Origin of the sequence: Enterobacter sp. Acro-832, from assembly GCF_011752745.1 — a bacterium.
In the GTDB taxonomy this organism is placed as follows: domain Bacteria; phylum Pseudomonadota; class Gammaproteobacteria; order Enterobacterales; family Enterobacteriaceae; genus Enterobacter; species Enterobacter quasiroggenkampii.
The window spans coordinates 861,415-885,096 of record NZ_VWWX01000001.1; the positions used below are offsets into that span (position 1 = coordinate 861,415).

23 protein-coding genes, 1 tRNA gene and 1 other annotated feature are annotated in these 23,682 nt (G+C 53.9%); of the genes, 13 read left to right on the forward strand and 11 right to left on the reverse strand.

The features are described from left to right. Nucleotides 1-99 precede the first annotated feature (99 nt). Complete coding sequence (gene emmdR / locus F3J31_RS04010; RefSeq protein ID WP_139125340.1) at nucleotides 100-1,554, reverse strand: multidrug efflux MATE transporter EmmdR; 1,455 nt, start codon at nucleotides 1,552-1,554, stop codon at nucleotides 100-102. A 161-nt stretch (nucleotides 1,555-1,715) separates the two neighbouring features. Between emmdR and F3J31_RS04015 the strand changes: the two genes are divergently transcribed. Together F3J31_RS04015 and F3J31_RS04020 are read left to right on the forward strand one after the other, a co-directional pair. Then, nucleotides 1,716-1,791 (forward strand) — tRNA-Asn (locus F3J31_RS04015). 53 nt (nucleotides 1,792-1,844) lie between these two features. Next, nucleotides 1,845-2,180, forward strand: coding sequence for a gamma-glutamylcyclotransferase family protein (locus F3J31_RS04020; protein ID WP_045908594.1), 336 nt, complete (start codon nucleotides 1,845-1,847; stop codon nucleotides 2,178-2,180). A 47-nt stretch (nucleotides 2,181-2,227) separates the two neighbouring features. Here F3J31_RS04020 and F3J31_RS04025 read toward each other — a convergent pair whose 3' ends face one another. The 4 genes from F3J31_RS04025 to dacD form a co-directional block, all read right to left on the reverse strand. Further along, complete coding sequence (locus tag F3J31_RS04025) at nucleotides 2,228-2,563, reverse strand: DUF496 family protein (RefSeq protein WP_008499467.1); 336 nt, start codon at nucleotides 2,561-2,563, stop codon at nucleotides 2,228-2,230. Between the two features lie 158 nt (nucleotides 2,564-2,721). Then, a complete protein-coding gene (locus tag F3J31_RS04030; RefSeq protein ID WP_045908595.1) occupies nucleotides 2,722-3,780 on the reverse strand; it encodes an FUSC family protein in 1,059 nt (352 codons plus the stop codon). A gap of 92 nt (nucleotides 3,781-3,872) precedes the next feature. Then, the gene (gene sbmC, locus F3J31_RS04035; protein ID WP_045908596.1) at nucleotides 3,873-4,346 is read right to left on the reverse strand and encodes a DNA gyrase inhibitor SbmC; all 474 of its coding nucleotides are present in this window, start codon (nucleotides 4,344-4,346) and stop codon (nucleotides 3,873-3,875) included. Between the two features lie 119 nt (nucleotides 4,347-4,465). Then, complete coding sequence (gene dacD / locus F3J31_RS04040; RefSeq protein ID WP_032646438.1) at nucleotides 4,466-5,632, reverse strand: serine-type D-Ala-D-Ala carboxypeptidase DacD; 1,167 nt, start codon at nucleotides 5,630-5,632, stop codon at nucleotides 4,466-4,468. Between the two features lie 207 nt (nucleotides 5,633-5,839). On the opposite strand from dacD, the gene sbcB reads away from it, so the two are divergent. Further along, nucleotides 5,840-7,267: an exodeoxyribonuclease I gene (gene sbcB / locus F3J31_RS04045; protein WP_205246206.1), complete on the forward strand. Its 1,428-nt coding sequence runs from the start codon at nucleotides 5,840-5,842 to the stop codon at nucleotides 7,265-7,267. A gap of 123 nt (nucleotides 7,268-7,390) precedes the next feature. Here sbcB and plaP read toward each other — a convergent pair whose 3' ends face one another. The 3 genes from plaP to F3J31_RS04065 all read right to left on the reverse strand — a co-directional run bounded on the left by plaP (nucleotide 7,391) and on the right by F3J31_RS04065 (nucleotide 10,816). Next, a complete protein-coding gene (plaP, locus tag F3J31_RS04050; protein ID WP_008499462.1) occupies nucleotides 7,391-8,749 on the reverse strand; it encodes a putrescine/proton symporter PlaP in 1,359 nt (452 codons plus the stop codon). 271 nt (nucleotides 8,750-9,020) lie between these two features. After that, nucleotides 9,021-9,950 carry a LysR substrate-binding domain-containing protein gene (locus F3J31_RS04060; RefSeq protein WP_063622054.1) on the reverse strand — a complete coding sequence of 310 codons (930 nt, stop codon included), beginning with the start codon at nucleotides 9,948-9,950 and terminating at the stop codon, nucleotides 9,021-9,023. 41 nt (nucleotides 9,951-9,991) lie between these two features. Further along, a complete protein-coding gene (locus F3J31_RS04065; RefSeq protein ID WP_045908599.1) occupies nucleotides 9,992-10,816 on the reverse strand; it encodes an SDR family oxidoreductase in 825 nt (274 codons plus the stop codon). Nucleotides 10,817-10,991: 175 nt separating this feature from the next. Between F3J31_RS04065 and hisL the strand changes: the two genes are divergently transcribed. The 10 genes from hisL (at nucleotide 10,992) to F3J31_RS04115 (ending at nucleotide 19,355) form a co-directional block, all read left to right on the forward strand. Further along, the gene (hisL, locus tag F3J31_RS04070; RefSeq protein ID WP_001364200.1) at nucleotides 10,992-11,042 is read left to right on the forward strand and encodes a his operon leader peptide; all 51 of its coding nucleotides are present in this window, start codon (nucleotides 10,992-10,994) and stop codon (nucleotides 11,040-11,042) included. Beyond that, nucleotides 11,018-11,141 (forward strand) — a sequence feature (His leader region). (Overlaps the previous gene by 25 nt.) Nucleotides 11,142-11,186: 45 nt before the next feature. Beyond that, a complete protein-coding gene (hisG, locus tag F3J31_RS04075) occupies nucleotides 11,187-12,086 on the forward strand; it encodes an ATP phosphoribosyltransferase (RefSeq protein WP_000886595.1) in 900 nt (299 codons plus the stop codon). Nucleotides 12,087-12,091: 5 nt separating this feature from the next. Then, complete coding sequence (gene hisD, locus F3J31_RS04080; protein WP_167211457.1) at nucleotides 12,092-13,396, forward strand: histidinol dehydrogenase; 1,305 nt, start codon at nucleotides 12,092-12,094, stop codon at nucleotides 13,394-13,396. Beyond that, nucleotides 13,393-14,454 (forward strand): histidinol-phosphate transaminase, encoded by a 1,062-nt coding sequence (gene hisC, locus F3J31_RS04085; RefSeq protein ID WP_021241431.1) that lies wholly within the window; start codon nucleotides 13,393-13,395, stop codon nucleotides 14,452-14,454. Before hisD ends, hisC begins: the two co-directional genes overlap by 4 nt. Continuing rightward, nucleotides 14,451-15,518 carry a bifunctional histidinol-phosphatase/imidazoleglycerol-phosphate dehydratase HisB gene (gene hisB / locus F3J31_RS04090; protein WP_111968055.1) on the forward strand — a complete coding sequence of 356 codons (1,068 nt, stop codon included), beginning with the start codon at nucleotides 14,451-14,453 and terminating at the stop codon, nucleotides 15,516-15,518. The genes hisC and hisB overlap by 4 nt, the downstream gene beginning before the upstream one ends. After that, entirely contained in the window at nucleotides 15,518-16,108 is a 591-nt protein-coding gene (gene hisH, locus F3J31_RS04095) for an imidazole glycerol phosphate synthase subunit HisH (protein WP_126534993.1), read from the forward strand. The genes hisB and hisH overlap by 1 nt, the downstream gene beginning before the upstream one ends. After that, the gene (hisA, locus tag F3J31_RS04100; protein ID WP_167211459.1) at nucleotides 16,108-16,845 is read left to right on the forward strand and encodes a 1-(5-phosphoribosyl)-5-[(5-phosphoribosylamino)methylideneamino]imidazole-4-carboxamide isomerase; all 738 of its coding nucleotides are present in this window, start codon (nucleotides 16,108-16,110) and stop codon (nucleotides 16,843-16,845) included. The genes hisH and hisA overlap by 1 nt, the downstream gene beginning before the upstream one ends. Next, nucleotides 16,827-17,603, forward strand: a complete 777-nt coding sequence (gene hisF / locus F3J31_RS04105; protein WP_048029350.1) for an imidazole glycerol phosphate synthase subunit HisF — start codon at nucleotides 16,827-16,829, stop codon at nucleotides 17,601-17,603. Before hisA ends, hisF begins: the two co-directional genes overlap by 19 nt. Beyond that, on the forward strand, nucleotides 17,597-18,208 hold the full coding sequence (hisIE, locus tag F3J31_RS04110) for a bifunctional phosphoribosyl-AMP cyclohydrolase/phosphoribosyl-ATP diphosphatase HisIE (RefSeq protein ID WP_167211462.1): 612 nt from the start codon (nucleotides 17,597-17,599) through the stop codon (nucleotides 18,206-18,208). Before hisF ends, hisIE begins: the two co-directional genes overlap by 7 nt. Before the next feature lie 142 nt (nucleotides 18,209-18,350). Continuing rightward, complete coding sequence (locus F3J31_RS04115) at nucleotides 18,351-19,355, forward strand: NAD-dependent epimerase (RefSeq protein WP_167211465.1); 1,005 nt, start codon at nucleotides 18,351-18,353, stop codon at nucleotides 19,353-19,355. A 53-nt stretch (nucleotides 19,356-19,408) separates the two neighbouring features. Here F3J31_RS04115 and ugd read toward each other — a convergent pair whose 3' ends face one another. The 3 genes from ugd to F3J31_RS04130 form a co-directional block, all read right to left on the reverse strand. Continuing rightward, complete coding sequence (gene ugd / locus F3J31_RS04120; protein WP_021241437.1) at nucleotides 19,409-20,575, reverse strand: UDP-glucose 6-dehydrogenase; 1,167 nt, start codon at nucleotides 20,573-20,575, stop codon at nucleotides 19,409-19,411. 231 nt (nucleotides 20,576-20,806) lie between these two features. Beyond that, nucleotides 20,807-22,213, reverse strand: a complete 1,407-nt coding sequence (gndA, locus tag F3J31_RS04125; protein WP_167211468.1) for an NADP-dependent phosphogluconate dehydrogenase — start codon at nucleotides 22,211-22,213, stop codon at nucleotides 20,807-20,809. 110 nt (nucleotides 22,214-22,323) lie between these two features. Next, a complete protein-coding gene (locus tag F3J31_RS04130; protein WP_167211470.1) occupies nucleotides 22,324-23,682 on the reverse strand; it encodes a DUF2142 domain-containing protein in 1,359 nt (452 codons plus the stop codon).

Sequence of the window (23,682 nt, forward strand, 5' to 3'; positions counted from 1 at the left end):
TGTGAACGGGGCGCATATTATCGATGCGCTCCCGGGATGTCAAAGGCAGAATGCATATTTCCGATCGTTTGACGATTTATTCTCCACTTCGCGCAATTGTCAGGCATTTTGTCGCGGATATTTCCACAGCCAGCGCCCGCTGACCATACGCCAGTAGAACAGCCCGCCCCGCACGGCCCAGTCCAGGAACATCCCCAGCCAGACGCCGATCACACCCCAGCCGAGCATTACCCCAAGCGTATACCCTGCCACGACGCGACATCCCCACATGCCAAGCATCGACACCCACATCGCAAAGCGGGCGTCGCGTGCCCCCTTCAGCCCGGCAGGCAGTACCCATGAGGCCGCCCAGATAGGCATAAAAGCCGCATTGAGCCAGATGAGGACTTTTACAACCTCTTTAACGTCGTCTTCATGGGTATAGAACGAGGCCATCAGCCCGGCAAACGGCGCGGTTCCCCAGGCAATCACGGTCAGTCCGATGGTCGACAGCCAGAAAACGTGGCGCAGCTGTCGCTCCGCCTGGCCGATCTGCCCTTTCCCGAGCCGTTTCCCGGTGATAATGGTCGATGCAGAGCCCAGCGCGTTACCCGGCAGGTTAATCAGCGAGGCGATGGAAAAGGCGATGAAGTTACCGGCGATCACGTCGGTGCCCATCCCGGCGACAAACATCTGCGTCAGCAATTTCCCGCCGTTAAACAACACCGACTCAATGCTTGCGGGAATGCCGATCCCCATCACTTCCCAGATAATGGCGAAATTAAAGGGGCGGAAATAGCTCTTCAGCGTGAGGCGCAGCGAGGGGGTGATCCCCGCCATCAGCACGCCGATAATCGCCGCTGCACCGATATAGCGTGAAATGGTTAGTCCCAGTCCTGCACCGACAAAGCCCAGCCCGTCCCACGAGAACACGCCGTAGATCAGCACGCTGCTGATGATAATATTCAGGATATTCATTCCGCCGTTGATCAGCAGCGGAATTTTAGTGTTCCCTGCCCCGCGCAGCGCGCCGCTGCCAATCAGGGCGATGGCCGCCGCCGGATAGCTGATGACGGTCATCTCCAGATAGGTCAGCGCCAGGTCTTTAACCTCGTTCGTAGCCTCCCCGGCGACAAAATCGATGATCTCTTTGCCGAAATAGTGGATCACCGCCGCCAGAACGGCCGAAAAGACAGTCATGATCATCAGCGACTGGCGTGCCGCCTCGCGCGCACGTTTGGGATCCAGCTTGCCGAGGCTAAAGGCCACCACTACCGTCGTGCCGAGGTCAATGGCGGCAAAGAACGAGATCACCACCATGTTAAAGCTGTCCGCCAGACCAACCCCCGCCATCGCCTCTTTTCCCAGCCAGCTCACCAGGAAGGTGCTCAGCACCCCCATCAGCAGAACGCAGGTATTTTCCAGGAAGATAGGCACGGCAAGAGGGGTGATTTCACGCCAGAAGAGAACCCGATAGCTTTTACGTTTTGCATACCATGGCGTGCGCGCGATCGCCTGGCGTAAGGAGGCAGTGACGTTCAAAATGGACCTTAGCGAGAAAAGTTGAAACTCCATTTCAAATAATGGGGGAGAAATGCTCATCCTGCAAAGTATTTTCCGGAAAAAGATGTGTGGATTTACAACAAACTGACGACAGAATCAGCAATCAGTCGATTTTCCCTAAGATCAGGTTTGACAAAACTTTTTTCGCCGCTAAGATAAGCCTCCACAACGATTCCTCTGTAGTTCAGTCGGTAGAACGGCGGACTGTTAATCCGTATGTCACTGGTTCGAGTCCAGTCAGAGGAGCCAAATTTAAAAAGCCTGCTTTTAAAGCAGGCTTTTTGCTTTGCGGATGAGGGAAAATGAACGCTCTGTTTGTCTACGGCACGCTGCGCCCGGGCCACTCAAATGCGCATATTCTTGAAAACATTGGCGGCGAATGGCTGGCCGGTTTCGTCTCCGGTACGTTTTACGAACGCGGCTGGGGCGCTGCGGCGGACTTTCCGGGGATCGTGCTCCACCCCGATGGCCCCCGCGTCGAAGGCTATCTGTTTATCTCTGATCACCTTGCCGCACACTGGTCAATGCTGGATGAGTTTGAAGACGGCTACGATCGGGTTGAGGTCACGGTGACCACCTCTGAAGGCGAGCAGGTTCAAGCCTGGATTTACCAGCTACAGCCGCGTTCTGAGCCATAAAAAAAGGCTCTCTGTCACCAGAGAGCCTTTTTCACTATTCGCTGCGATTACTCGCTTTTTGCTTCGCCGTTTTTGATTTCGCCCATCACTTTCAGCTTTTTAGAGATGTCACGACGCTCTTTGGACAGCTCAGCATTTTTGATGATGTAGTCATCAACACGGTCTTCATAGTCGCTCTTCATGCTGGCGATGATGCCCTGAATAGCTTCAACGCTCATGCCTGGCTTGATGTAGTCGCTCAGGTTGTCGAGCAGCAGAACACGTTTCTGGTTGTCACGGATCTTCTTCTCAACGTCCTGGATTTCACGCTGCAGTTTGTTTTTGCGGCGGAACAGGCGGACGAATTCCAGAACATCCTGGAACGAAGGCTTGGTAGTTTCCATTTTTACACCCCTGATAATGTGAGATTCGGATTCGTTAAAGCAACCGTTGTAACAATAACCTTACTGACAGCGGCCGCGAATGACAATGAGTATATCGTTTAAAGCTATCATAACCCCAATTGCTGCTGAATCGAAGCAGCAGGCGTCACATACGCCTTTTATTTGCGCAGCGCCCGGCAAATCAGGTGCGATAACAACTCAAGCTGCCTCGCCAGTTCCATGCTCAGCCAGACGTAGCCATGAATAGGTGTTTCCGCCACGTTATCGCTCTGGCGCTCATTGATTAACTGCTTCAGTTCCGCGACGATCTCGTTCAGTCGCTCGCTGTTGGCCAGTATCGGCTGCGGGTTACCTTCGTAGAGCGCATGGGCGATGGTCAACAGCGTTTGCTGCGTCATCTGCTGGGTCTCTTTGAGAGTCTGCGCGTTAAGCATCAACAGATGGCTGGGTCGCGTGGCCCAGTGTGCGTTGATTTGCAGTTCAAGCATGCAGACCAGATTGCGGCTCACCGTCTGAATAGCTTCGAAAATTGATTTCTGAATATGGGTTTCTTTGCTGGCTGGCGTGATCAAGCCGCGCATTTTGACCACGTCGTTAAGGATGGTCTGCAGGTGCTTTTCCAGGCGCGGACGCTCAACCAGATTCGGGGAAAAACCGGCCTGATAGACGCGGTTAAACGCAGTGACGTAGCTGGCCATCTGAATACGCCAGTGCAGAAAAGCGCGCTGCGGCCAGATACCGGTGAAGAGCATCGCCAGCAGTGAACCCAGGATGACATCCCCGCTTCGCCACAGCGCCGTGGTCATATCCCCGGCGGGTGCACCGACCACCACCGCGAGAGTAATACCGATCAGCAGCGCCTGATAAGGCTTTTTACCCAACGCCAGCCAGCCGCACAGGAACATGGCGGCACCGCACCATGCCAGCATGACCGGGAACGAGATGAGCTCCAGCTTCAGGGCAATAAGCCCCAGGGCCGAACCTAACACGGTCCCGCCAATACGCTCCAGAGCGCGCGGGACAACGTTGCCCCAAAACGAGATGGGCCCCATCACCACCACCAGCGTGATCAGCGGCCACGTTCCTTCCGGAACCTCCAGCAAACGCACCAGGACAAACGTCAACACGAACGCCAGCGCGATGCGACACCCGTGCACCACGCGGTAGTGTTTGTACAACCGAATTTCAAAAGGGGTTAATGATTTGTCGGGACGCACACCCGCTCTCCAGCTACACGGCAAAGCACAATTGTACTGTGTTTTCAGCCGGGCGGATCGCTCCCGGCTGAAAAACCCTTCATTTTGCAGGCTTAAACCGTTTTGTGCTCGACGGCGATATACATTTCGATATCCCAGTAGCCGTCCGCATTGCCGTCATTGAGATAGCGCTCGAAGCAGGGTTTGAGCGCCATCTGGTACTTATTGTCCTGCAGCAGGGAATTAAAGAACTGATACCACGGCGTGGCGAAGTCGTAGTTTTCGACGCGCGCCGTCGCCACGGCATAATCCCCGGCCGCGATTTCCGTCATCATGACGCCTTCGCTGTTTTCCGGGATGACGAAATCATCCGGTACCGTCACGGCCGTATCACAGCGCAGTTTTTCTGCCGGGACTTCATCCGGGTTATCGTAATAGACTGCCACCCACTCCAGCGGCTCAATGTGACGCCCGTCGACCCACATGACCAGCTGTTCAAAGCCCTGTTTTACCGTGTGTTCCCACGGGCCGACCAAATGAAAACCGGCAATCTTACGTTTCTGTTGCTGCGTAATGCTGTAGTCCATGCTGCCTCCGTTTATCACTGTATATTTATACACTATAAAACTGGGTTATGATTATCAGCAAACGAGGAGTGTTTATTATGTGAGCAGACTCGCAACCCTGCCAGTCTGCTCAGCAGCAGTTAAAGCGTGTGATGCAGATAATCGCTCAGACGAGAGAACAGGCCGCCTTTATCAACGGCTTCCAGCGTGACCAGCGGCCAGTGGGCTACCACCTTGTCGCGGTCATAGAGCTGAATCTCCCCGACCCGCTGATGCGCAGCAATCGGCGCTTCCAGTTCTTTCTTATCCAGCACGTACTTGGCTTTGATGTTGGGAACCTCTGCTTTCGGCAAGGCCAGCCAGAAGTCCTGATCGGTGCCCAGTTTCACCTGCTCCTTATCGCCGTACCAGATGCGCTCTGTCCCCACTTTTTTACCGCTATGCAGGATCTGCACCGTATCGAAATTCTGCTGCCCCCAGTGCAGCAGTTTTCGGGCCTGGTCCTCACGCCCTTTCGGGCTATCCGCCCCCATCACCACCGCGATTAACCGGCGCTGGCCGTCTACGGCAGACGCAATCAGGTTAAAACCGGCCCCTGAGGTATGCCCCGTTTTCAACCCGTCCACGTTCATGGTCTTATCCCAGAGCAGGCCGTTACGGTTTTGCTGGGTGATTCCGTTCCAGGTCAGGCTCTTTTCGCTGTACATATGATAAAACTCAGGCTCGCCGTGGATGATGGCCCGGGAGAGAACGGCCAGGTCATACGCCGAGCTGTGCTGGCCGGGCGCGTCCAGCCCGTGGACGGTTTCAAAATGCGTATCGCGCAGGTTCAGCTTCTGCACGTAGTCGTTCATCATCTTCACAAACTGCGGCTGCCCACCCGCCACGTGATCGGCCAGCGCCACGCAGGCGTCGTTGCCGGAATCGACAATCAGGCCGCGGCTCAGATCGCGCACGGAGACGCGATCGCCCTCCTTCAGGAACATCAGCGATGAACCGTCAAACACCGGGTTCCCTTTTGCCCAGGCATCACGTCCTACGGTGACGATGTCATCCGGGGTAATGCGGTGGCTATCAATGGCCCGATCCACTACATAGCCCGTCATCAGCTTGGTCAGGCTCGCCGGATTACGTTGTTGATGTTCGTTGCCCGCCGTTAAAATCTGACCAGTCGTGTAATCCATCAGCACCCAGGAGCCAGCCTGAATGGCCGGAGGCTGCGGCGAAAAATCCAGTGGTTCGGCCGCAAAAGCAGATGAGACACTCGAAGCGAGTAAAGAAACAGCAATAAACAGACGGCGTTTCAACGGTATATCCTCAGGTCATTAAAAATCGATGACCTTTTTACGGGAGTTCTGATGTCGTTACCTGGCTTAATTGCAAAAAAATGTGACAGAACGCAGATTTTTCTCTGAAGCTGGCGCGCAAATTTGCGACGCGGCGGTGCTTTTTATTCGGTCTGACCCGCACGATCGTTTACCATAGTGACGTCATTTTTTAACAGGATGGTATTACTGGTGTCTGACTCTGCCGCTCGCCCGACTTTTTTGTTCCACGATTACGAAACCTTTGGCACGCACCCGGCGCTGGACCGACCGGCGCAGTTTGCCGCCATCCGTACCGACGACGAATTCAACATCATTGGCGAGCCCGAGGTCTTTTACTGCAAGCCTGCGGATGACTATCTGCCGCAGCCAGGCGCGGTCATGGTCACCGGGATCACCCCTCAGGAAGCGCGGGAAAAAGGCGTTAACGAGGCAGAATTCGCCCGACGCATCCACGACTTGTTTACCGTCCCCCACACCTGCGTGGTCGGTTACAACAACATCCGCTTCGATGACGAAGTGACGCGCAACATCTTCTATCGTAACTTCTACGATCCCTATGCCTGGAGCTGGCAGAACCGCAATTCTCGCTGGGATTTGCTCGACATCATGCGCGCCTGCTACGCCCTGCGTCCTGAGGGCATTCACTGGCCAGAAAATGAGGAAGGGCTGACCAGCTTCCGGCTGGAACACCTGACGCGCGCCAACGGCATTGAGCACAGCAATGCCCACGACGCGATGGCGGACGTCTATGCCACCATTGCCATGGCGAAGCTGGTGAAAAGCGCACAGCCCCGGCTGTTTGAGTATCTGCTGAGCCATCGCAGCAAGCAGAAGCTTATGACCCTTATCGACGTACCGCAGATGAAACCCCTGGTGCATATTTCCGGCATGTTTGGCGCATGGCGCGGCAATACCAGCTGGGTCGCGCCGCTGGCGTGGCATCCGGACAACCGTAATGCGGTCATCATGGTGGATTTGGCGGGCGATATTTCACCGCTGCTGGAGCTCGACAGCGATACCCTGCGTGAAAGGCTGTACACGCCGAAGAATGAACTCGGCGATCTGCCTGCTGTGCCGGTCAAGCTGGTGCATATCAATAAATGTCCGGTACTGGCGCAGGCGAATACGCTACGCCCGGAAGATGCTGACAGGCTGGGCATTAACCGCCAGCACTGCCTCGATAATCTCAAAGTGCTGCGTGAAAATCCGCAGGTGCGCGAGAAAGTGGTCGCCATCTTTGCCGAAGCCGAGCCGTTCGTGCCGTCTGAAAACGTGGACGCCCAGCTCTATAACGGTTTCTTCAGTGATGCCGATCGCGCGGCCATGAATATCGTTCTGCAAACCGAGCCGCGCAACTTACCGGCGCTGGATATCACCTTCGCTGATAAGCGCATCGAAAAGCTGATGTTTAATTACCGCGCGCGTAATTACCCGGGAACCCTGGATGAAGCAGAGCAGGAACGCTGGCTGCAGCACCGTCGGAACGTGTTTACGCCAGAGTATCTGCACAATTACGCCCAGGAGCTGGAAATGCTTTATGGCCAGTATGAAGGGAATGCTGAGAAACAGGCGCTGCTGAAATCCCTGTACCAGTACGCGCAAGAGATAGTTTGATCGATGGGTATAAAAAAGCCGGAGGCGATGTCTCCGGCTTTTTTTTTGCCCGGTGGCGCTGCGCTTACGCGGGCCTACGGGGTATGTAGGTCGGGTAAGGCGTAGCCGCCACCCGACACAGTCTTACGCGACGTCTTCGTACTGAGGAACCGGGTTACGGAAACTCTTCGTGACGCAGGCCAGGTAAACCAGGCCGATACCCGCCCAAATCAGGCCAAGCACCATCGAGCTCTCTTCCAGGTTAACCCACAGCGCGCCCACGGTCAGGGCACCACACATCGGCAGGAACAGATACTGGAAGTGATCTTTCAGCGTCTTGTTACGCTTTTCACGGATCCAGAACTGAGAGATAACCGACAGGTTAACAAAGGTGAACGCCACCAGCGCACCGAAGTTAATCAGCGCCGTTGCCATCACCAGGTCAAAGTTAATCGCCAGAAGCGCGATCGCACCGACCAGGATAATGTTCATCGCCGGGGTACGCCATGTTGGATGCACGTAGCCGAAGAAGCTTTTCGGGAATACGCCATCGCGGCCCATTACGTACATCAGACGCGCAACGCCTGCATGCGCGGCCATACCGGACGCCAGTACGGTGATGGTGGAGAAGATCAGCGCGCCGACCTGGAACGCTTTACCCGCCACATACAGCATGATTTCCGGCTGAGACGCATCCGGATCCTTGAAGCGAGAGATATCCGGGAAATACAGCTGCAGGAAATAGGTCGAGAAAATAAAGATCAGACCACCAATCAGCGCCGTCAGGAAGATGGCACGAGGAATCACGCGCTCTGCATCTTTCGTTTCTTCAGACAGGTTGCTGATCCCGTCAAAACCGGTAAAGGAGAAGCACAGAATGGTTGCCCCGGTAATCATCGGGATCACATGCGCATCACCAGACCAGAACGGTTTGCTGCTCGCCAGGGTGCCCGCGCCTTCGCCGTGGAATACGCCGTAAATAACCATGCCAAGAATAACCGCAATCAGCACAACCTGAAGCACAACGATAACAGAGTTAAAGTTGGCAACGGACTTGATGCTGCGCAGGTTAAAGGCCGTCATAAAGGCCACCAACGCCACGACGAACATCCACGAGGGAATCGATGGCACCAGCGCTTCAAAATAGATTTTTGCCAGCAGAATGTTGATCATCGGCGCGAACAGATAGTCGAGCAGCGAAGACCAGCCCACCATAAAGCCAACCGTCGGGCTGATGGATTTCTGGGCATAGGTGTAGGCGGAACCCGCAGACGGATAGCGACGCACCAGTTTACCGTAGCTCAGCGCGGTAAAGAGGATCGCAATCAGCGCGAAGCCGTAAGCCGTCGGCACATGACCGTCGGTGAGGCCCGATACGATACCGAATGTATCGAACAGCGTCATCGGTTGCATATAGGCCAGGCCCATCATAACAACCGGAATCAACGTAAGCGTTTTACGTAATTCCACGCGAGAGGTGTTTGGAGTTGCGTTATGCGACATAGTTAATCTCCTTTACGGTGATAACCGCCACGTAAGCGAAAAATTGCCCCATTTCTTTCTTCCTCAGCGACAACAACTGTCGGATTTTAGTAAATATCTATCCGGTACGAAGCCCGGCCTCTTGGTTTTTAGTTTCGTTTCGTACATGCAAAAAAAAATAACCGACGCCTTTTATATCGTCGATTATTCATTTGGTTGCAGCGGCCGCATTTTGCCCCACATCGGATACAAAAGGCAATACTTTGCAACGCAGCGGGTAATTTTCTTTTTTCTAACTGGCTGATTTCTCGGCACTGCCCTGAGCATATACAGCAGCGATAGCACTATTTGCTAAAATTTCGTCCCGCCACCAGGCGCTGGCGAGCCCGGCGGTTTGCTCATTCCAGCCCACCCATACCGATTCATGGCTGTTTTGAGCAAGTACCTGTTTTTCAACAAGCGCACCGCTGTCAATGTACCGCTGTGCCAGATAGCGGGGTAAATAGCCGCAGCCCAGACCGCTGATTTGCAGCTCCAGCTTGGTTTTAAAGTCGAAAACGGTGATGGCCTCCTGCTCGTCAAGCAGCTGCGAGGAAACCGCACATTCCGGGCGAGAGCTGTCCCCCACCACAATCGCGCGGTAGCCTTTAATCACGCGGCGGTTAAGCGGCTCAGTTTCCTGAGCCAGCGGATGATGGGGCGCTACGGCAAACACCTGCTCCAGCACGCCCAGACGCGCAAAGCCAAACTCACTCAACTGGGGAGGCTCGTGGAGTGCACCGACAAAAATATCCGCCCTGCCCTGGGTTAGGGCATCCCAGGAGCCCCCCAGCACGCCGTTGATAAAGATCAGCCGCGTCACGCTGTGGTGTTGATAGAAAGCCTCAATCAGCGGCGTCAGGAGAGAAAACGGGAAAGTGTCATCCACGCCAATCACCAGCTCGTTTTCCCATCCCTGGTGAAGTTTGACGGCCTGCTTTTCGAGTTCACGAACGGTATGGAGGACTTCACGGCCTTTTTCCAGCAGCATCTGTCCGGTGCGGGTAAAACGGGCGCGATGCCCGGAGCGATCGAGGATCTGGATATTGAGGTCGCTTTCCAGTTTTTGGACGGTATAGCTCAGGGCCGAAGGGGTTTTGTAGAGCTTTGCCGACGCAGCGGCAAAGCTCCCCTCTTTTTCCAGTGCATCCAGAATAATAAGAACATCCAGCAGCGGTTTCATGCTCGCCCCCTTTCGGTGTGCGACGGTCTCCGCTGCGGAATTTATTCCATGGGCATCACCAGCGGATCGGGATACTGATACTCAAACCCCAGCTCATGACAAATGCGATTGCCATCAACAATTTTGCCTTTACTGCCATCCTTTGCCTCACCAAAGACCGGCGGAGCCAGGCCCAGCTGACGTGCCATCAGCGGGTAAAACGTGCTGCGCGCCGGATGAGATGGTGCACATATATTATAGATGTGTCCGCCTTTCGGAGCCTGTAAGAGTAGCTCAATCGCGCCAACCACATCATCAAGATGCACAAGATTGACAACATGTTGGCCATCTGGCGCCGACTTCCCGGCAAAAAAGCGTCCCGGATGACGACCCGGGCCTACCAGCCCCGCCAGACGTACGATATCAACCTGAGTGCCGGGAAGATGATGCAGCCAGTCTTCCAGCTCTTTCAGAACCTGACCGCTCGCCGTAACGGGACGGCGCTCGGAAGTCTCTTTTACCACGCCCTCAACCTCACCATAGACCGACGTCGAGCTGGTAAAAATAATGCGCGGAACATGATGCGCCAGCGCGCTGTCGACAATCTCCTGCATCGCCTGCAGGTAAAATGATTCGCCCGGACCGCTGCGCCGCGCGGGTAGCGTAATCACCAGCGCATCGACGTTCATCAGGGTGTCCAGATCGTCCGCATCACACACCAGTTCCGGCTCCAGACGCAGTTCAACGCCATCAATACCGCACATGCGCGCTGCTTCGACCCCATCTCGGGTGGTCTTGCTCCCGGTCACCTGCCAGCCTTTCGCGGCTAATGACATCGCCAGCGGCATTCCCAGCCATCCTAAACCGACAATCGCGACCTTTTTCATGCGAATTCTCCTGACTCTTACTCGTCTTTCATAAGGCTACGCCAGCCCGGCAGAACACACAATTCATAGTATCAATATGAAATGAATTAATGATCAAAAAAAGCCCTTGCAATATGTCGCACAACTGGTTTAGGTTAAAAGACATCAAATGAATAAGCATTCATCGAGAATTTATATGACACGCGTTCAATTTAAACACCACCATCATCACCATCATCCTGACTAGTCTTTCAGGCGATGTGTGCTGGAAGACGTTTAGATCTTCCAGTGGTGCATGAACGCATGAAAAAGCCCCCGGAAGATCTTCTTCCGGGGGCTTTTTTTTGGACCGAATTCAGACAGGTTAAAACAGGTTAACGAGGAATAAAGAATGTTAGATAACTCACGTTTACGCATAGCTATTCAAAAATCAGGCCGTTTGAGTGACGATTCACGCGAACTGCTGGCCCGCTGCGGGATTAAAATTAACCTGCACACCCAGCGCCTGATTGCTCTGGCTGAAAACATGCCCATCGACATTCTGCGCGTGCGTGATGACGATATTCCCGGCCTGGTCATGGATGGCGTCGTTGACCTCGGCATCATCGGCGAAAACGTACTGGAAGAAGAGCTGCTGACCCGCCGCGCGCAGGGCGAAGATCCGCGTTACTTCACCCTGCGTCGTCTGGACTTCGGCGGCTGCCGCCTGTCGCTGGCAACGCCGGTTGATGAAGCGTGGGACGGCCCGGCCGCGCTGAACGGCAAACGTATCGCCACCTCCTACCCTCACCTGTTAAAGCGCTATCTGGATCAGAAAGGCGTGCAGTTTAAATCCTGTCTGCTGAACGGTTCTGTTGAAGTGGCGCCGCGTGCGGGTCTCGCGGACGCCATCTGTGACCTGGTCTCTACCGGCGCGACGCTGGAAGCGAACGGTCTGCGCGAAGTGGAGGTGATTTACCGCTCTAAAGCGTGCCTGATTCAGCGTGACGGCGAGATGGCCGACGCTAAGCAGCAGCTGATCGACAAACTGCTGACCCGTATTCAAGGCGTCATTCAGGCGCGTGAATCCAAATACATCATGATGCACGCCCCAACCGAGCGTCTGGATGAAGTCATTGCCCTGCTGCCGGGCGCCGAGCGCCCAACCATCCTGCCGCTGGCGGGCGATCAGCAGCGCGTGGCAATGCACATGGTGAGCAGCGAAACCCTGTTCTGGGAAACCATGGAAAAACTGAAGGCGCTGGGCGCAAGCTCCATCCTGGTGCTGCCGATTGAGAAGATGATGGAGTAATGGCCATGAGCTTTAACACAATCATCGACTGGAATACCTGTAGCGACGCACAGCAGCGCGAGCTGCTGATGCGCCCGGCGATTTCCGCCTCTGAAAGCATCTCGCGCACCGTGGCGGAGATCCTGGATAACGTCAAAGCCCGCGGCGATGACGCGCTGCGTGAATACAGTGCAAAGTTTGATAAGACGGAAGTCGGCGCATTACAGGTTACCGAGCAGGAAATGACTGATGCCAGCAATCGTCTGGGAGATGACATCAAGCAGGCGATGGCCGTTGCGGTGAAAAACATTGATACTTTCCACTCCGCGCAAAAGCTGCAGACCGTAGATGTGGAAACCCTGCCCGGCGTGCGTTGCCAGCAGGTGACCCGCCCGGTTGCCTCCGTCGGCCTCTATATTCCTGGCGGCTCTGCCCCGCTTTTCTCCACCGTACTGATGCTGGCGACACCCGCGCGCATTGCCGGGTGTCAGAAAGTGGTGCTGTGCTCGCCGCCACCGATAGCCGACGAGATCCTGTATGCGGCGAAGCTGTGCGGCGTGCAGGCGGTCTATAAAGTGGGCGGCGCGCAGGCGATATCCGCCCTGGCATTCGGCACGGAATCCATTCCCAAGGTCGACAAAATCTTTGGCCCGGGCAATGCGTATGTGACCGAGGCTAAACGTCAGGTCAGCCAGCGTCTGGACGGCGCGGCCATCGATATGCCTGCCGGCCCGTCTGAGGTGCTGGTGATTGCCGACAGCGGCGCCACGCCGGATTTCGTCGCGTCTGACCTGCTTTCCCAGGCGGAACACGGCCCGGATTCGCAGGTCATCCTGCTGACGCCGGATGCCGATATGGCGAAACGCGTGGGCGAAGCCGTGGAGCGTCAGCTTGCCGACCTGCCCCGCGCCGACACGGCACGCCAGGCGTTAGCGGCCAGCCGTCTGATTGTGGCGCGCGATCTCGAGCAATGCATTGCTATTTCTAATCAGTACGGTCCGGAGCACCTGATTATTCAGACCCGCAACGCGCGCGATCTGGTCGACAGCATTACCAGCGCGGGCTCGGTGTTCCTCGGCGACTGGTCCCCGGAGTCCGCAGGCGATTACGCCTCCGGCACCAACCACGTGCTGCCAACGTATGGCTATACCTCAACCTGTTCCAGCCTGGGACTGGCGGATTTCCAGAAACGCATGACCGTGCAGGAACTCTCCCGCGAAGGGTTTGCCTCACTGGCGTCCACCATTGAAACCCTGGCCGCCGCCGAGCGCCTGACCGCCCACAAAAATGCCGTTACGCTGCGCGTTGCAGCCCTGAAGGAGCAAGCATGAACATTGAAGAATTAGCCCGCGAAAATGTCCGTCGCCTGACGCCCTATCAGTCTGCGCGTCGTCTGGGCGGTAAAGGGGATGTCTGGCTGAACGCCAACGAATATCCAACGGCGGTGCAGTTTGAGCTGTCGCAGCAAACGCTGAACCGTTATCCGGAGTGTCAGCCGAAGGCGGTAATCGAAAACTACGCCCAGTACGCGGGCGTGAAGCCAGAGCAGGTGCTGGTCAGCCGCGGCGCGGATGAGGGCATTGAGCTGCTGATCCGCGCGTTCTGCGAGCCGGGCAAAGACGCCGTCATGTACTGCCAGCCGACCTACGGCATGTACAGCGTCAGCGCGGAAACCTTTGGGGTGGCGTGCCGCAACGTGCTCTCCCTGGAGAACTGGCAGCTGGATCTGCAGGGCATTGCCGACAATCTTGACGGCGTAAAAGTCGTCTTTGTCTGTAGCCCGAACAACCCGACCGGGCAGATTATTAACCCACAGGATATCCGAACCCTGCTGGAGATGACGCGCGGAAAAGCCCTGGTGGTGGCCGACGAAGCCTACATCGAGTTCTGCCCGCAGGCGACGCTGGCAGGCTGGCTGGAAGAGTATCCGCACCTGGTGGTGCTGCGTACGCTGTCGAAGGCTTTCGCCCTCGCGGGTCTGCGCTGCGGATTCACCCTGGCAAATAAAGAGGTCATCGACCTGCTGCTGAAGGTGATCGCTCCGTACCCCCTCTCGACGCCGGTTGCCGATATTGCGGCACAGGCGCTGACGCCTCAGGGGATTAACGCGATGCGCGAGCGCGTGGCGCAAATCCTGGAGGAACGTCAGTACCTGGTGACCGCCCTGAAGGATATCCCGTGCGTGGAGCAGGTATTCGACTCGGAAACCAACTACATCCTGGTGCGCTTTACCGCCTCCAGCGCCGTATTTAAATCTTTGTGGGATCAGGGCATTATCTTACGAGACCAGAATAAACAACCTTCTCTGAGCGGATGCCTGCGCATTACCGTCGGCACCCGCGCAGAGAGCCAGCGCGTCATTGACGCCCTGAAAGCGGAGAAAGTATGACCCAGAAGATCCTTTTCATCGATCGTGACGGCACCCTTATTTCGGAGCCACCAGCTGATTTTCAGGTCGACCGATTCGACAAGCTGGCGTTTGAACCTGACGTGATCCCGGTGCTGCTCAAGCTGCAAAAAGCCGGATACAAGCTGGTGATGATCACCAACCAGGACGGTCTGGGTACCGACAGCTTCCCGCAGGCAGACTTTGACGGCCCGCATAATTTAATGATGCAGGTGCTGACCTCTCAGGGCGTGGTGTTTGATGAAGTGCTGATTTGCCCGCACATGCCAGCCGACGAGTGCGACTGCCGTAAGCCAAAGGTGAAGCTTGTCGAGCGCTATCTGGCAGAGGATGTGCTGGATAAGGCCAACAGCTATGTCATCGGCGATCGCATCACTGATATTACGCTCGCGGAAAACATGGGCATCGCGGGGCTTCGCTACGACCGTAACAACCTTAACTGGGCGATGATTGGCGAACAGCTGACAAAACGTGACCGCTACTCGCACGTTGAACGTAACACCAAAGAGACGCAGATTGATGTGAAGGTCTGGCTGGACCGCGAAGGCGGCAGCAAGATCCACACTGGCGTGGGTTTCTTCGACCACATGCTGGACCAGATTGCCACCCACGGCGGTTTCCGCATGGAGATCACGGTAAAAGGCGATCTTTATATTGACGATCACCACACCGTGGAAGATACCGGTCTGGCGCTGGGTGAAGCCCTCAAGCTGGCGCTCGGTGATAAACGCGGCATCAACCGTTTTGGCTTTGTCCTGCCGATGGACGAGTGTCTGGCGCGCTGTGCGATGGATATCTCCGGTCGCCCGCACCTGGAATATAAAGCAGACTTCAATTACCAGCGCGTGGGCGATCTGAGCACCGAAATGGTGGAGCACTTCTTCCGTTCATTGTCCTACACCATGGGCCTGACGCTGCACCTGAAGACCAAAGGCAAGAACGACCACCACCGCGTAGAGAGTCTCTTCAAGGCCTTCGGCCGCACGCTGCGCCAGGCAATCCGCGTGGAAGGTGACGCCCTGCCCTCATCAAAAGGAGTCCTGTAATGAACGTGGTGATTCTGGATACCGGATGCGCCAACCTGAACTCCGTAAAGTCGGCGATTGCGCGCCACGGCTACGAGCCGGTGGTCAGCCGTGACCCGGACGTGGTGCTGCGTGCCGATAAGTTATTCCTGCCGGGCGTGGGCACTGCGCAGGCGGCGATGGATCAGATCCACGCGCGCGAGCTGGTCGATCTCATCAAGGCTTGTACCCAGCCGGTGCTGGGGATTTGCCTGGGCATGCAGATTCTTGGCCGCCGCAGCGAAGAGAATAACGGCGTTGATCTGCTGGGCATTATCGACGAAGACGTGCCGAAGATGGCCGACCACGGTCTGCCTCTGCCGCATATGGGCTGGAACCGCGTGTACGCCAAAGCGGGCGACAGGCTTTTTCGCGGCATTGAAGACGGCGCGTATTTTTACTTCGTACACAGCTACGCCATGCCGGTGAACGCGAATACGATCGCCCAGTGCACTTACGGCGAGGCGTTTACCGCAGCCGTGCAGAAAGACAATTTCTTCGGCGTACAGTTTCACCCGGAGCGCTCAGGCGCAGCGGGCGCGCAGCTGCTGAAAAACTTTCTGGAGATGTGATGATTATTCCCGCGTTAGATTTAATTGACGGCACGGTTGTCCGTCTTCATCAGGGCGATTACGGGCAGCAGCGAGACTACGGAAACGATCCGCTGCCGCGTCTGCAGGATTATGCCGCCCAGGGGGCTCAGGTGCTGCATCTGGTCGATTTAACAGGTGCGAAAGACCCGGCAAAACGCCAGATCCCTCTGCTGAAAAATCTGGTTGCCGGTGTTGATGTGCCGGTACAGGTGGGCGGCGGCGTACGTACAGAAGACGACGTTGCGGCACTGCTGGACGCGGGCGTAGCGCGCGTGGTGGTCGGTTCAACCGCGGTGAAAGAGCCTGAGATCGTAAAAGGCTGGTTCCGCCGCTTTGGCGCCGACGCGCTGGTACTGGCGCTGGACGTGCGCATTGATGAACAAGGTAATAAGCAGGTGGCGGTCAGCGGCTGGCAGGAAAACTCCGGCGTGACGCTGGAGGCGCTGGTCGAGATGTATCTCCCCGTTGGCCTGAAGCACGTGCTGTGCACGGATATCTCCCGTGACGGCACGATGGCGGGCTCCAACGTCTCGCTGTATGAAGAGATCTGCGCGCGTTATCCGCAGGTGGCGTTCCAGTCTTCGGGCGGAATTGGTGATTTAAACGATATTGCCGCGCTGCGCGGAACGGGCGTACAGGGCGTGATTGTGGGCCGGGCCCTGCTGGAAGGTAAATTTACGGTGACGGAGGCGATTCAATGCTGGCAAAACGGATAATCCCTTGCCTGGACGTACGTGACGGCCAGGTCGTGAAAGGCGTGCAGTTCCGCAACCACGAGATCATTGGCGACATCGTCCCGCTGGCAAAACGCTATGCCGATGAAGGCGCAGACGAGCTGGTCTTTTATGATATCACCGCCTCCAGCGATGGCCGCGTAGTCGACAAAAGCTGGGTAGCTCGCGTGGCGGAAGTGATCGATATTCCGTTCTGCGTGGCGGGCGGGATTAAATCCGCTGACGATGCGGCCCAAATTCTCTCGTTTGGTGCCGACAAGATTTCCATCAACTCCCCTGCCCTGGCCGACCCGGAGTTGATTACTCGCCTCGCCGATCGTTTTGGCGTGCAGTGTATTGTGGTTGGGATCGACACCTGGTATGACGCCGCAACGGGCAAGTACCACGTCAATCAATATACGGGTGACGAAAGCCGCACGCGCGTAACGCAGTGGGAAACGCTCGACTGGGTGCAGGAAGTGCAGAAGCGTGGCGCGGGCGAGATTGTGCTGAACATGATGAACCAGGATGGCGTGCGTAACGGGTATGACCTCGAGCAGCTGAAAAAAGTCCGTGCAGTCTGCCACGTTCCGCTGATTGCCTCCGGCGGCGCGGGCACCATGGAACATTTCCTCGAAGCCTTCCGCGATGCTAACGTGGACGGCGCGCTGGCCGCTTCCGTGTTCCACAAACAGATTATTAATATTGGTGAGTTAAAAACGTACCTGGCCGACCAGGGCGTGGAGATCAGGGTATGTTAACAGAGCAACAACAGGCGCAGCTGGACTGGGAAAAAACGGATGGATTACTGCCGGTGGTGGTCCAGCATGCCATCTCAGGCGAAGTGCTGATGCTGGGCTATATGAACCAGGACGCGCTGGCGAAAACGATCGAAAGCGGCAAAGTGACGTTTTACTCCCGCACGAAACAGCGTCTGTGGACCAAAGGGGAAACCTCGGGTCATTTCCTGAACGTGGTCAGCATTACGCCTGACTGCGATAACGATACCCTGCTGGTGCTGGCAAACCCAATCGGCCCGACCTGCCATAAGGGCACCAGCAGCTGCTTCGGCGAGGCGAGTCATCAGTGGCTGTTCCTGTATCAACTGGAGCAGCTGCTGGCAGAGCGTAAAACGGCAGATCCTCAGAGTTCTTATACCGCGAAGCTGTACGCCAGCGGAACCAAGCGTATTGCGCAGAAGGTGGGTGAAGAAGGCGTTGAGACTGCGCTGGCCGCGACCGTGCATGACCGCGAGGAGCTGACGAATGAAGCCTCTGATTTGGTGTATCACCTGCTGGTGCTCCTGCAGGATCAGGCGCTGGATTTGACGGCGGTGATTGAGAATTTACGTAAAAGACATAAATAAACATCCTACCGGGGGAGCGCTCGCTCCCCTTTTCCTGTAATAAAGCAGTTATCATTCCTTCCGTGAGCGGGTATCATCAGCCGATAGTGTAAACGCACGATTTTATGCGTTAAGAGTTACTCATTTAACATTGAGGTTGAAGATGAAATTTCTGGTCACCGGCGCTGCCGGCTTTATCGGTTTCCACGTCAGCGAGCGCCTGCTGCAGGCAGGACATCAGGTTGTAGGAATTGATAACCTTAATGACTATTACGATGTCAATCTGAAGCAAGCGCGACTGGATCTGCTTACGTCCGACAATTTCACTTTCCATAAGCTGGATCTGGCCGATCGCGAAGGGATGGCCTCGTTGTTTGCTGCTGAGAAGTTTGACCGCGTGATCCACCTCGCCGCGCAGGCTGGCGTACGTTACTCTCTGGAAAATCCGCACGCTTACGCGCAATCAAACCTTATCGGCCATCTCAACGTACTGGAAGGCTGCCGACACAACAAGGTGCAGCATTTACTGTATGCTTCTTCCAGCTCTGTTTACGGCCTGAACCGAAAGATGCCGTTCTCCACCGATGACTCGGTTGATCACCCGGTTTCCTTGTATGCCGCGACGAAAAAATCCAACGAACTGATGTCGCATACCTACTCTCATCTTTACAATCTGCCGACGACCGGCCTGCGCTTTTTCACCGTGTATGGGCCATGGGGCCGTCCGGACATGGCGCTGTTTAAATTTACTAAGGCCATGATTGAAGGCAAAAGTATTGATGTTTACAACTATGGCAAGATGAAGCGCGACTTCACTTATATCGATGATATTGTTGAGGCTATTATTCGCCTGCAGGATGTTATCCCTCAGGCCGATGCGAACTGGACCGTTGAAACAGGGTCTCCGGCGTCCAGCTCTGCGCCGTACCGTGTTTACAACATTGGCAACAGTGCGCCAGTAGAGCTGATGGATTACATCACCGCGCTGGAAGAAGCGTTAGGCAAAGAAGCGGATAAAAATATGATGCCTGTTCAGCCAGGTGACGTGCTCGAAACAAGCGCGGATACCACGGCGCTCTATGACGTGATTGGGTTTAAGCCGAAAACGTCGGTGAAGGAAGGCGTGAAGAATTTTGTGGACTGGTATCGCAGTTTCTACAAGGTCTAAAAAAAACAAAACCCGGCGAATGCGCCGGGTTTTTTATGCGTTACGGGCAGTAATCAGTCGCTGCCGAACAGATCGCGGGTATACACTTTATCCGCAACGTCCGCCAGCTCTTCCGCCATGCGGTTAGAGATGATCACGTCCGCCTCTTTCTTGAATGCATCAAGATCGCGCACCACGCGGGAATGGAAGAACTCATCTTCCTTCATTACCGGTTCATAAATAATGACCTGTACACCCTTGGCCTTAATGCGCTTCATGATGCCCTGGATGGAAGATGCACGGAAATTATCGGAGCCACTTTTCATAATCAGGCGATAGACGCCCACCACTTTCGGCTGACGGGAAAGTATTGAGTCAGCTACAAAATCTTTGCGGGTCCGGTTGGCATCAACAATCGCCGAGATGATGTTGTTAGGAACAGACTGATAGTTAGCCAGCAGCTGCTTAGTATCTTTCGGCAGGCAGTAACCGCCATAGCCAAACGACGGGTTGTTATAATGATTGCCGATACGTGGATCCAGACAAACGCCTTCGATGATTTGACGGCTATTCAACCCCAGGCTCTCTGCATAACTGTCCAGCTCGTTAAAATATGCCACACGCATGGCAAGATACGTGTTAGCAAAAAGCTTGATGGCTTCCGCTTCGGTCGAATCGGTGAACAGCGTTGGAATATCTTTTTTGGTCGCCCCTTCCTGCAGCAGCGCGGCAAATCGCTCGGCGCGCTCTGAACGCTCGCCAATAACGATGCGTGATGGGTTCAGGTTGTCGTACAGCGCACGCCCTTCACGGAGAAATTCCGGGGAGAAGATGACATTATCAATGCCGTACTTTTCTTTAACGGACTGGGTAAAACCAACAGGGATGGTGGATTTAATGATCATCACCGCGTTCGGGTTGATTTCCGTAACATCGCGGATCACCGACTCAACGCTCGAGGTGTTGAAGTAGTTGGTTTTAGGATCATAGTCGGTCGGTGTGGCGATAATCACATAGTCCGCCCCACGGTAAGCATCCTGCTTGTCGGTGGTTGCGCGGAAGTTTAGCGGCTTCGTTGCCAGATACTCTTCAATCTCTTTATCTACAATCGGGGACTGCTTCTTGTTAAGCATGTCCACTTTAGCCTGCACGATATCCAGCGCAACCACTTCGTGGTTCTGAGCAATCAAGATACCGTTGGAGAGACCTACATAACCTGTACCGGAAATTGTTATTTTCATTCGCGAATAACTTCTGTAAGTGAGCTGTAGAGATGACCGCAGGGCCATCACGATAATCAATAACTGTAGGGCTTTTTACCTCCTGCCTTGTGGGAGTGTCAAGGCGAAGCCTCAGGAATAGCCCGTCCAGGTACAACATTCAGACTACTTCGAATATGTGGTTGTGATTTTGGTGAAAAAAAACCCGGAGAATATCTCCGGGTTTATATAACAACCTGAGGCTAAATCAGATTAATCCAGCCATTCCGTGTGGAACACACCTTCTTTATCAGTACGCTTGTAAGTATGTGCGCCGAAGTAGTCACGCTGTGCCTGAATTAGGTTAGCAGGCAGTACGGCCGCACGGTAGCTGTCGTAGTAGGCTACTGCAGCAGAGAAGGTCGGAACCGGGATACCGTTCTGCACAGCGTAGGCAACCACGTCACGCAGCGCCTGCTGGTATTCGTCCGCAATTTTCTTAAAGTACGGTGCCAGCAGCAGGTTGGCGATACCGGCGTTTTCAGCATAGGCATCGGTGATTTTCTGCAGGAACTGCGCACGAATGATGCAGCCCGCACGGAAAATCTTCGCGATCTCACCATAGTTAAGATCCCAGTTGTTCTCGTCTGATGCCGCACGCAGCTGAGAGAAGCCTTGCGCGTAAGAAACGATTTTCCCCAGGTACAGTGCACGACGCACTTTCTCAACGAACTCCGCTTTATCACCCGCTGGTTTAGCCTGCGGGCCAGACAGCACTTTAGATGCCGCCACGCGCTGCTCTTTCAGAGAAGAGATGTAACGCGCGAAGACAGATTCGGTGATCAGAGACAGTGGTTCACCCAGATCCAGAGAGCTCTGGCTGGTCCATTTACCGGTACCTTTGTTCGCTGCTTCATCCAGAATCACATCAACCAGGTATTTACCCTCTTCATCTTTTTTCGTGAAGATATCTTTGGTGATGTCGATCAGGTAGCTGTTCAGCTCGCCTTTGTTCCACTCGGTGAAGGTTTCAGCCAGCTCTTCATTGGAGAGGTTCAGGCCGCCTTTCAGCAGGGAGTATGCTTCCGCGATCAGCTGCATATCGCCGTATTCGATGCCGTTGTGCACCATTTTCACATAGTGACCAGCACCGTCAGGACCGATATAGGTCACACACGGCTCGCCATCTTCTGCAACAGCAGCGATTTTGGTCAGAATAGGTGCCACCAGTTCGTATGCTTCTTTCTGGCCGCCAGGCATGATGGATGGGCCTTTCAGCGCGCCCTCTTCACCACCGGAAACACCGGTGCCGATGAAGTTGAAGCCTTCAGCAGACAGTTCACGATTACGACGAATGGTGTCCTGGAAGAAGGTGTTACCGCCATCAATGATGATGTCGCCTTTTTCGAGGTAAGGCTTCAGGGAGTCGATAGCAGCATCGGTACCTGCACCTGCTTTCACCATTAACAGGATACGACGAGGCGTTTCCAGAGACTCAACGAATTCTTTAACCGTAAAGAAAGGGACCAGTTTCTTGCCTGGGTTCTCGGCAATCACTTCTTCGGTCTTATCACGGGAGCGGTTGAAAACGGAAACGGTATAGCCACGGCTTTCGATGTTGAGCGCCAGGTTGCGCCCCATCACTGCCATACCGACAACACCGATTTGTTGCTTAGACATTATATACTCCTGTCAGGTGTGGTTACGAAGACTGAAAAACAGGCTCCAAAGTAAAACTGAATATAGTGTACGACAAAAATTTGCTATTCAATAGCAATGATGCTAACCAACTATCTCGTTATCATTCTTATTATGATTGCTATATTTATAACAGCAGGAATTACGAAGGTGGTTAATGATAAAATCTGTTTGAAGTGATTATTTATCAGATTAGATATGCTAATCGCCAGCAATGAAACCACTAAAATGGGCAAAATCGGAAGTAAATAACGCCCCTGAAACCCGAGTAAATCATCATATGCCACTGGGTTATAAGTAAGATATAACGGCAACGAAAGAATAACTCCAAAAACAAAGAACAATATCAAGAAGAATGCAAAGCAACCTGTGCGTGAAACACATGAAAACTTATTGGGTAAATTAAAATGTGGATTTGTTACGCATGCAAAGAAAAGATTCACCAATAACAACCAAAATGCAATTAGCATATACATGCCATTTAGGCCATAATGTAATGGGAGAATAGTTGAGTAAAGATGTTTCACATCAAACACAGCTGATAGAGAAAGTGAAATAAAGTACAGTGGGTTCTTCAACACAAAACACATTTGTTCAAGCGGCACCGCACCATTGCCTAAATAAACCAAACTTTTGTCAGCAAACTTTACCCAAAAAATACTCGTTACAACTGCAAGAAGGACACATCCGATGAAAAGCAAAGTACTCCGGATTAATGAACGCCTAAAAACCATGAAGCCATTATAGCAAAAATGTACCACCAATGGAGTTATAGTAATCATTGAATATCCTACCTTACTATTCCCTATGGCAAATGCGAGAAGGTAAAGTAATATCCATTCTTTTCGTTTTATCAGCGACGTTCTACTATAATCAAAACTCAATATATAGAATATAAAACATAGACAAAGCGCCAGAGTTAAAGCATCAGCACTGACTGAAGCCCATAGAGATAAAGCCATGGGTAACATAGCCAAAATAAGTAGGACTGATACCGAATGTTGCCCAAGCAAAAGTCGAGAGCTAAAAAAATAAATTAAAAATAAACAAGAAAAGCCGTTTACAATACGCATAAAATAAACGGAGTGCTCAACGCTTAAATGCATGAACTTCGATACAGATAGAGAAATCGCCAAAGGTAGATACGGAAGCGGGGGGTAAGTGCCAGCAGAGTTTATAGATTTCACCATACAATTCGCATCTAAACTTTCACTTTCAGGTTGGTACCAAGCAATTAAAAAATGTTTTTTTGCTGCTGAAAAATAATCCTGGCAATTAATACCAACACCAATATCACCAGCACGATTTATCAAATGAAAATGGGATACTTCATAGGCTCGAAGGAAATGAGCCCCTTCATCTGGATTACCGAAAGGTTTTTTTAATAAAGAAAATGCGATGACAACAATAACTAAGAATATAAAAACAATCCGTTGTGATTTAATACCCAT

What these genes read in the sequence shown, in the direction of transcription:
- F3J31_RS04065 (WP_045908599.1), bottom strand. Translation starts at nt 10,816, where the DNA reads ATGAAAAAGGTCGCGATTGTCGGTTTAGGATGGCTGGGAATGCCGCTG.
- F3J31_RS04060 (WP_063622054.1), bottom strand. Translation starts at nt 9,950, where the DNA reads ATGAAACCGCTGCTGGATGTTCTTATTATTCTGGATGCACTGGAAAAA.
- emmdR (WP_139125340.1), bottom strand. Translation starts at nt 1,554, where the DNA reads ATGGAGTTTCAACTTTTCTCGCTAAGGTCCATTTTGAACGTCACTGCC.
- ugd (WP_021241437.1), bottom strand. Translation starts at nt 20,575, where the DNA reads ATGAAAATAACAATTTCCGGTACAGGTTATGTAGGTCTCTCCAACGGT.
- F3J31_RS04130 (WP_167211470.1), bottom strand. Translation starts at nt 23,682, where the DNA reads ATGGGTATTAAATCACAACGGATTGTTTTTATATTCTTAGTTATTGTT.
- hisB (WP_111968055.1), top strand. Translation starts at nt 14,451, where the DNA reads ATGACCCAGAAGATCCTTTTCATCGATCGTGACGGCACCCTTATTTCG.
- hisG (WP_000886595.1), top strand. Translation starts at nt 11,187, where the DNA reads ATGTTAGATAACTCACGTTTACGCATAGCTATTCAAAAATCAGGCCGT.
- F3J31_RS04115 (WP_167211465.1), top strand. Translation starts at nt 18,351, where the DNA reads ATGAAATTTCTGGTCACCGGCGCTGCCGGCTTTATCGGTTTCCACGTC.
- sbmC (WP_045908596.1), bottom strand. Translation starts at nt 4,346, where the DNA reads ATGGACTACAGCATTACGCAGCAACAGAAACGTAAGATTGCCGGTTTT.
- plaP (WP_008499462.1), bottom strand. Translation starts at nt 8,749, where the DNA reads ATGTCGCATAACGCAACTCCAAACACCTCTCGCGTGGAATTACGTAAA.
- hisA (WP_167211459.1), top strand. Translation starts at nt 16,108, where the DNA reads ATGATTATTCCCGCGTTAGATTTAATTGACGGCACGGTTGTCCGTCTT.
- hisD (WP_167211457.1), top strand. Translation starts at nt 12,092, where the DNA reads ATGAGCTTTAACACAATCATCGACTGGAATACCTGTAGCGACGCACAG.
- gndA (WP_167211468.1), bottom strand. Translation starts at nt 22,213, where the DNA reads ATGTCTAAGCAACAAATCGGTGTTGTCGGTATGGCAGTGATGGGGCGC.
- hisIE (WP_167211462.1), top strand. Translation starts at nt 17,597, where the DNA reads ATGTTAACAGAGCAACAACAGGCGCAGCTGGACTGGGAAAAAACGGAT.
- F3J31_RS04020 (WP_045908594.1), top strand. Translation starts at nt 1,845, where the DNA reads ATGAACGCTCTGTTTGTCTACGGCACGCTGCGCCCGGGCCACTCAAAT.
- hisC (WP_021241431.1), top strand. Translation starts at nt 13,393, where the DNA reads ATGAACATTGAAGAATTAGCCCGCGAAAATGTCCGTCGCCTGACGCCC.
- F3J31_RS04025 (WP_008499467.1), bottom strand. Translation starts at nt 2,563, where the DNA reads ATGGAAACTACCAAGCCTTCGTTCCAGGATGTTCTGGAATTCGTCCGC.
- hisF (WP_048029350.1), top strand. Translation starts at nt 16,827, where the DNA reads ATGCTGGCAAAACGGATAATCCCTTGCCTGGACGTACGTGACGGCCAG.
- hisH (WP_126534993.1), top strand. Translation starts at nt 15,518, where the DNA reads ATGAACGTGGTGATTCTGGATACCGGATGCGCCAACCTGAACTCCGTA.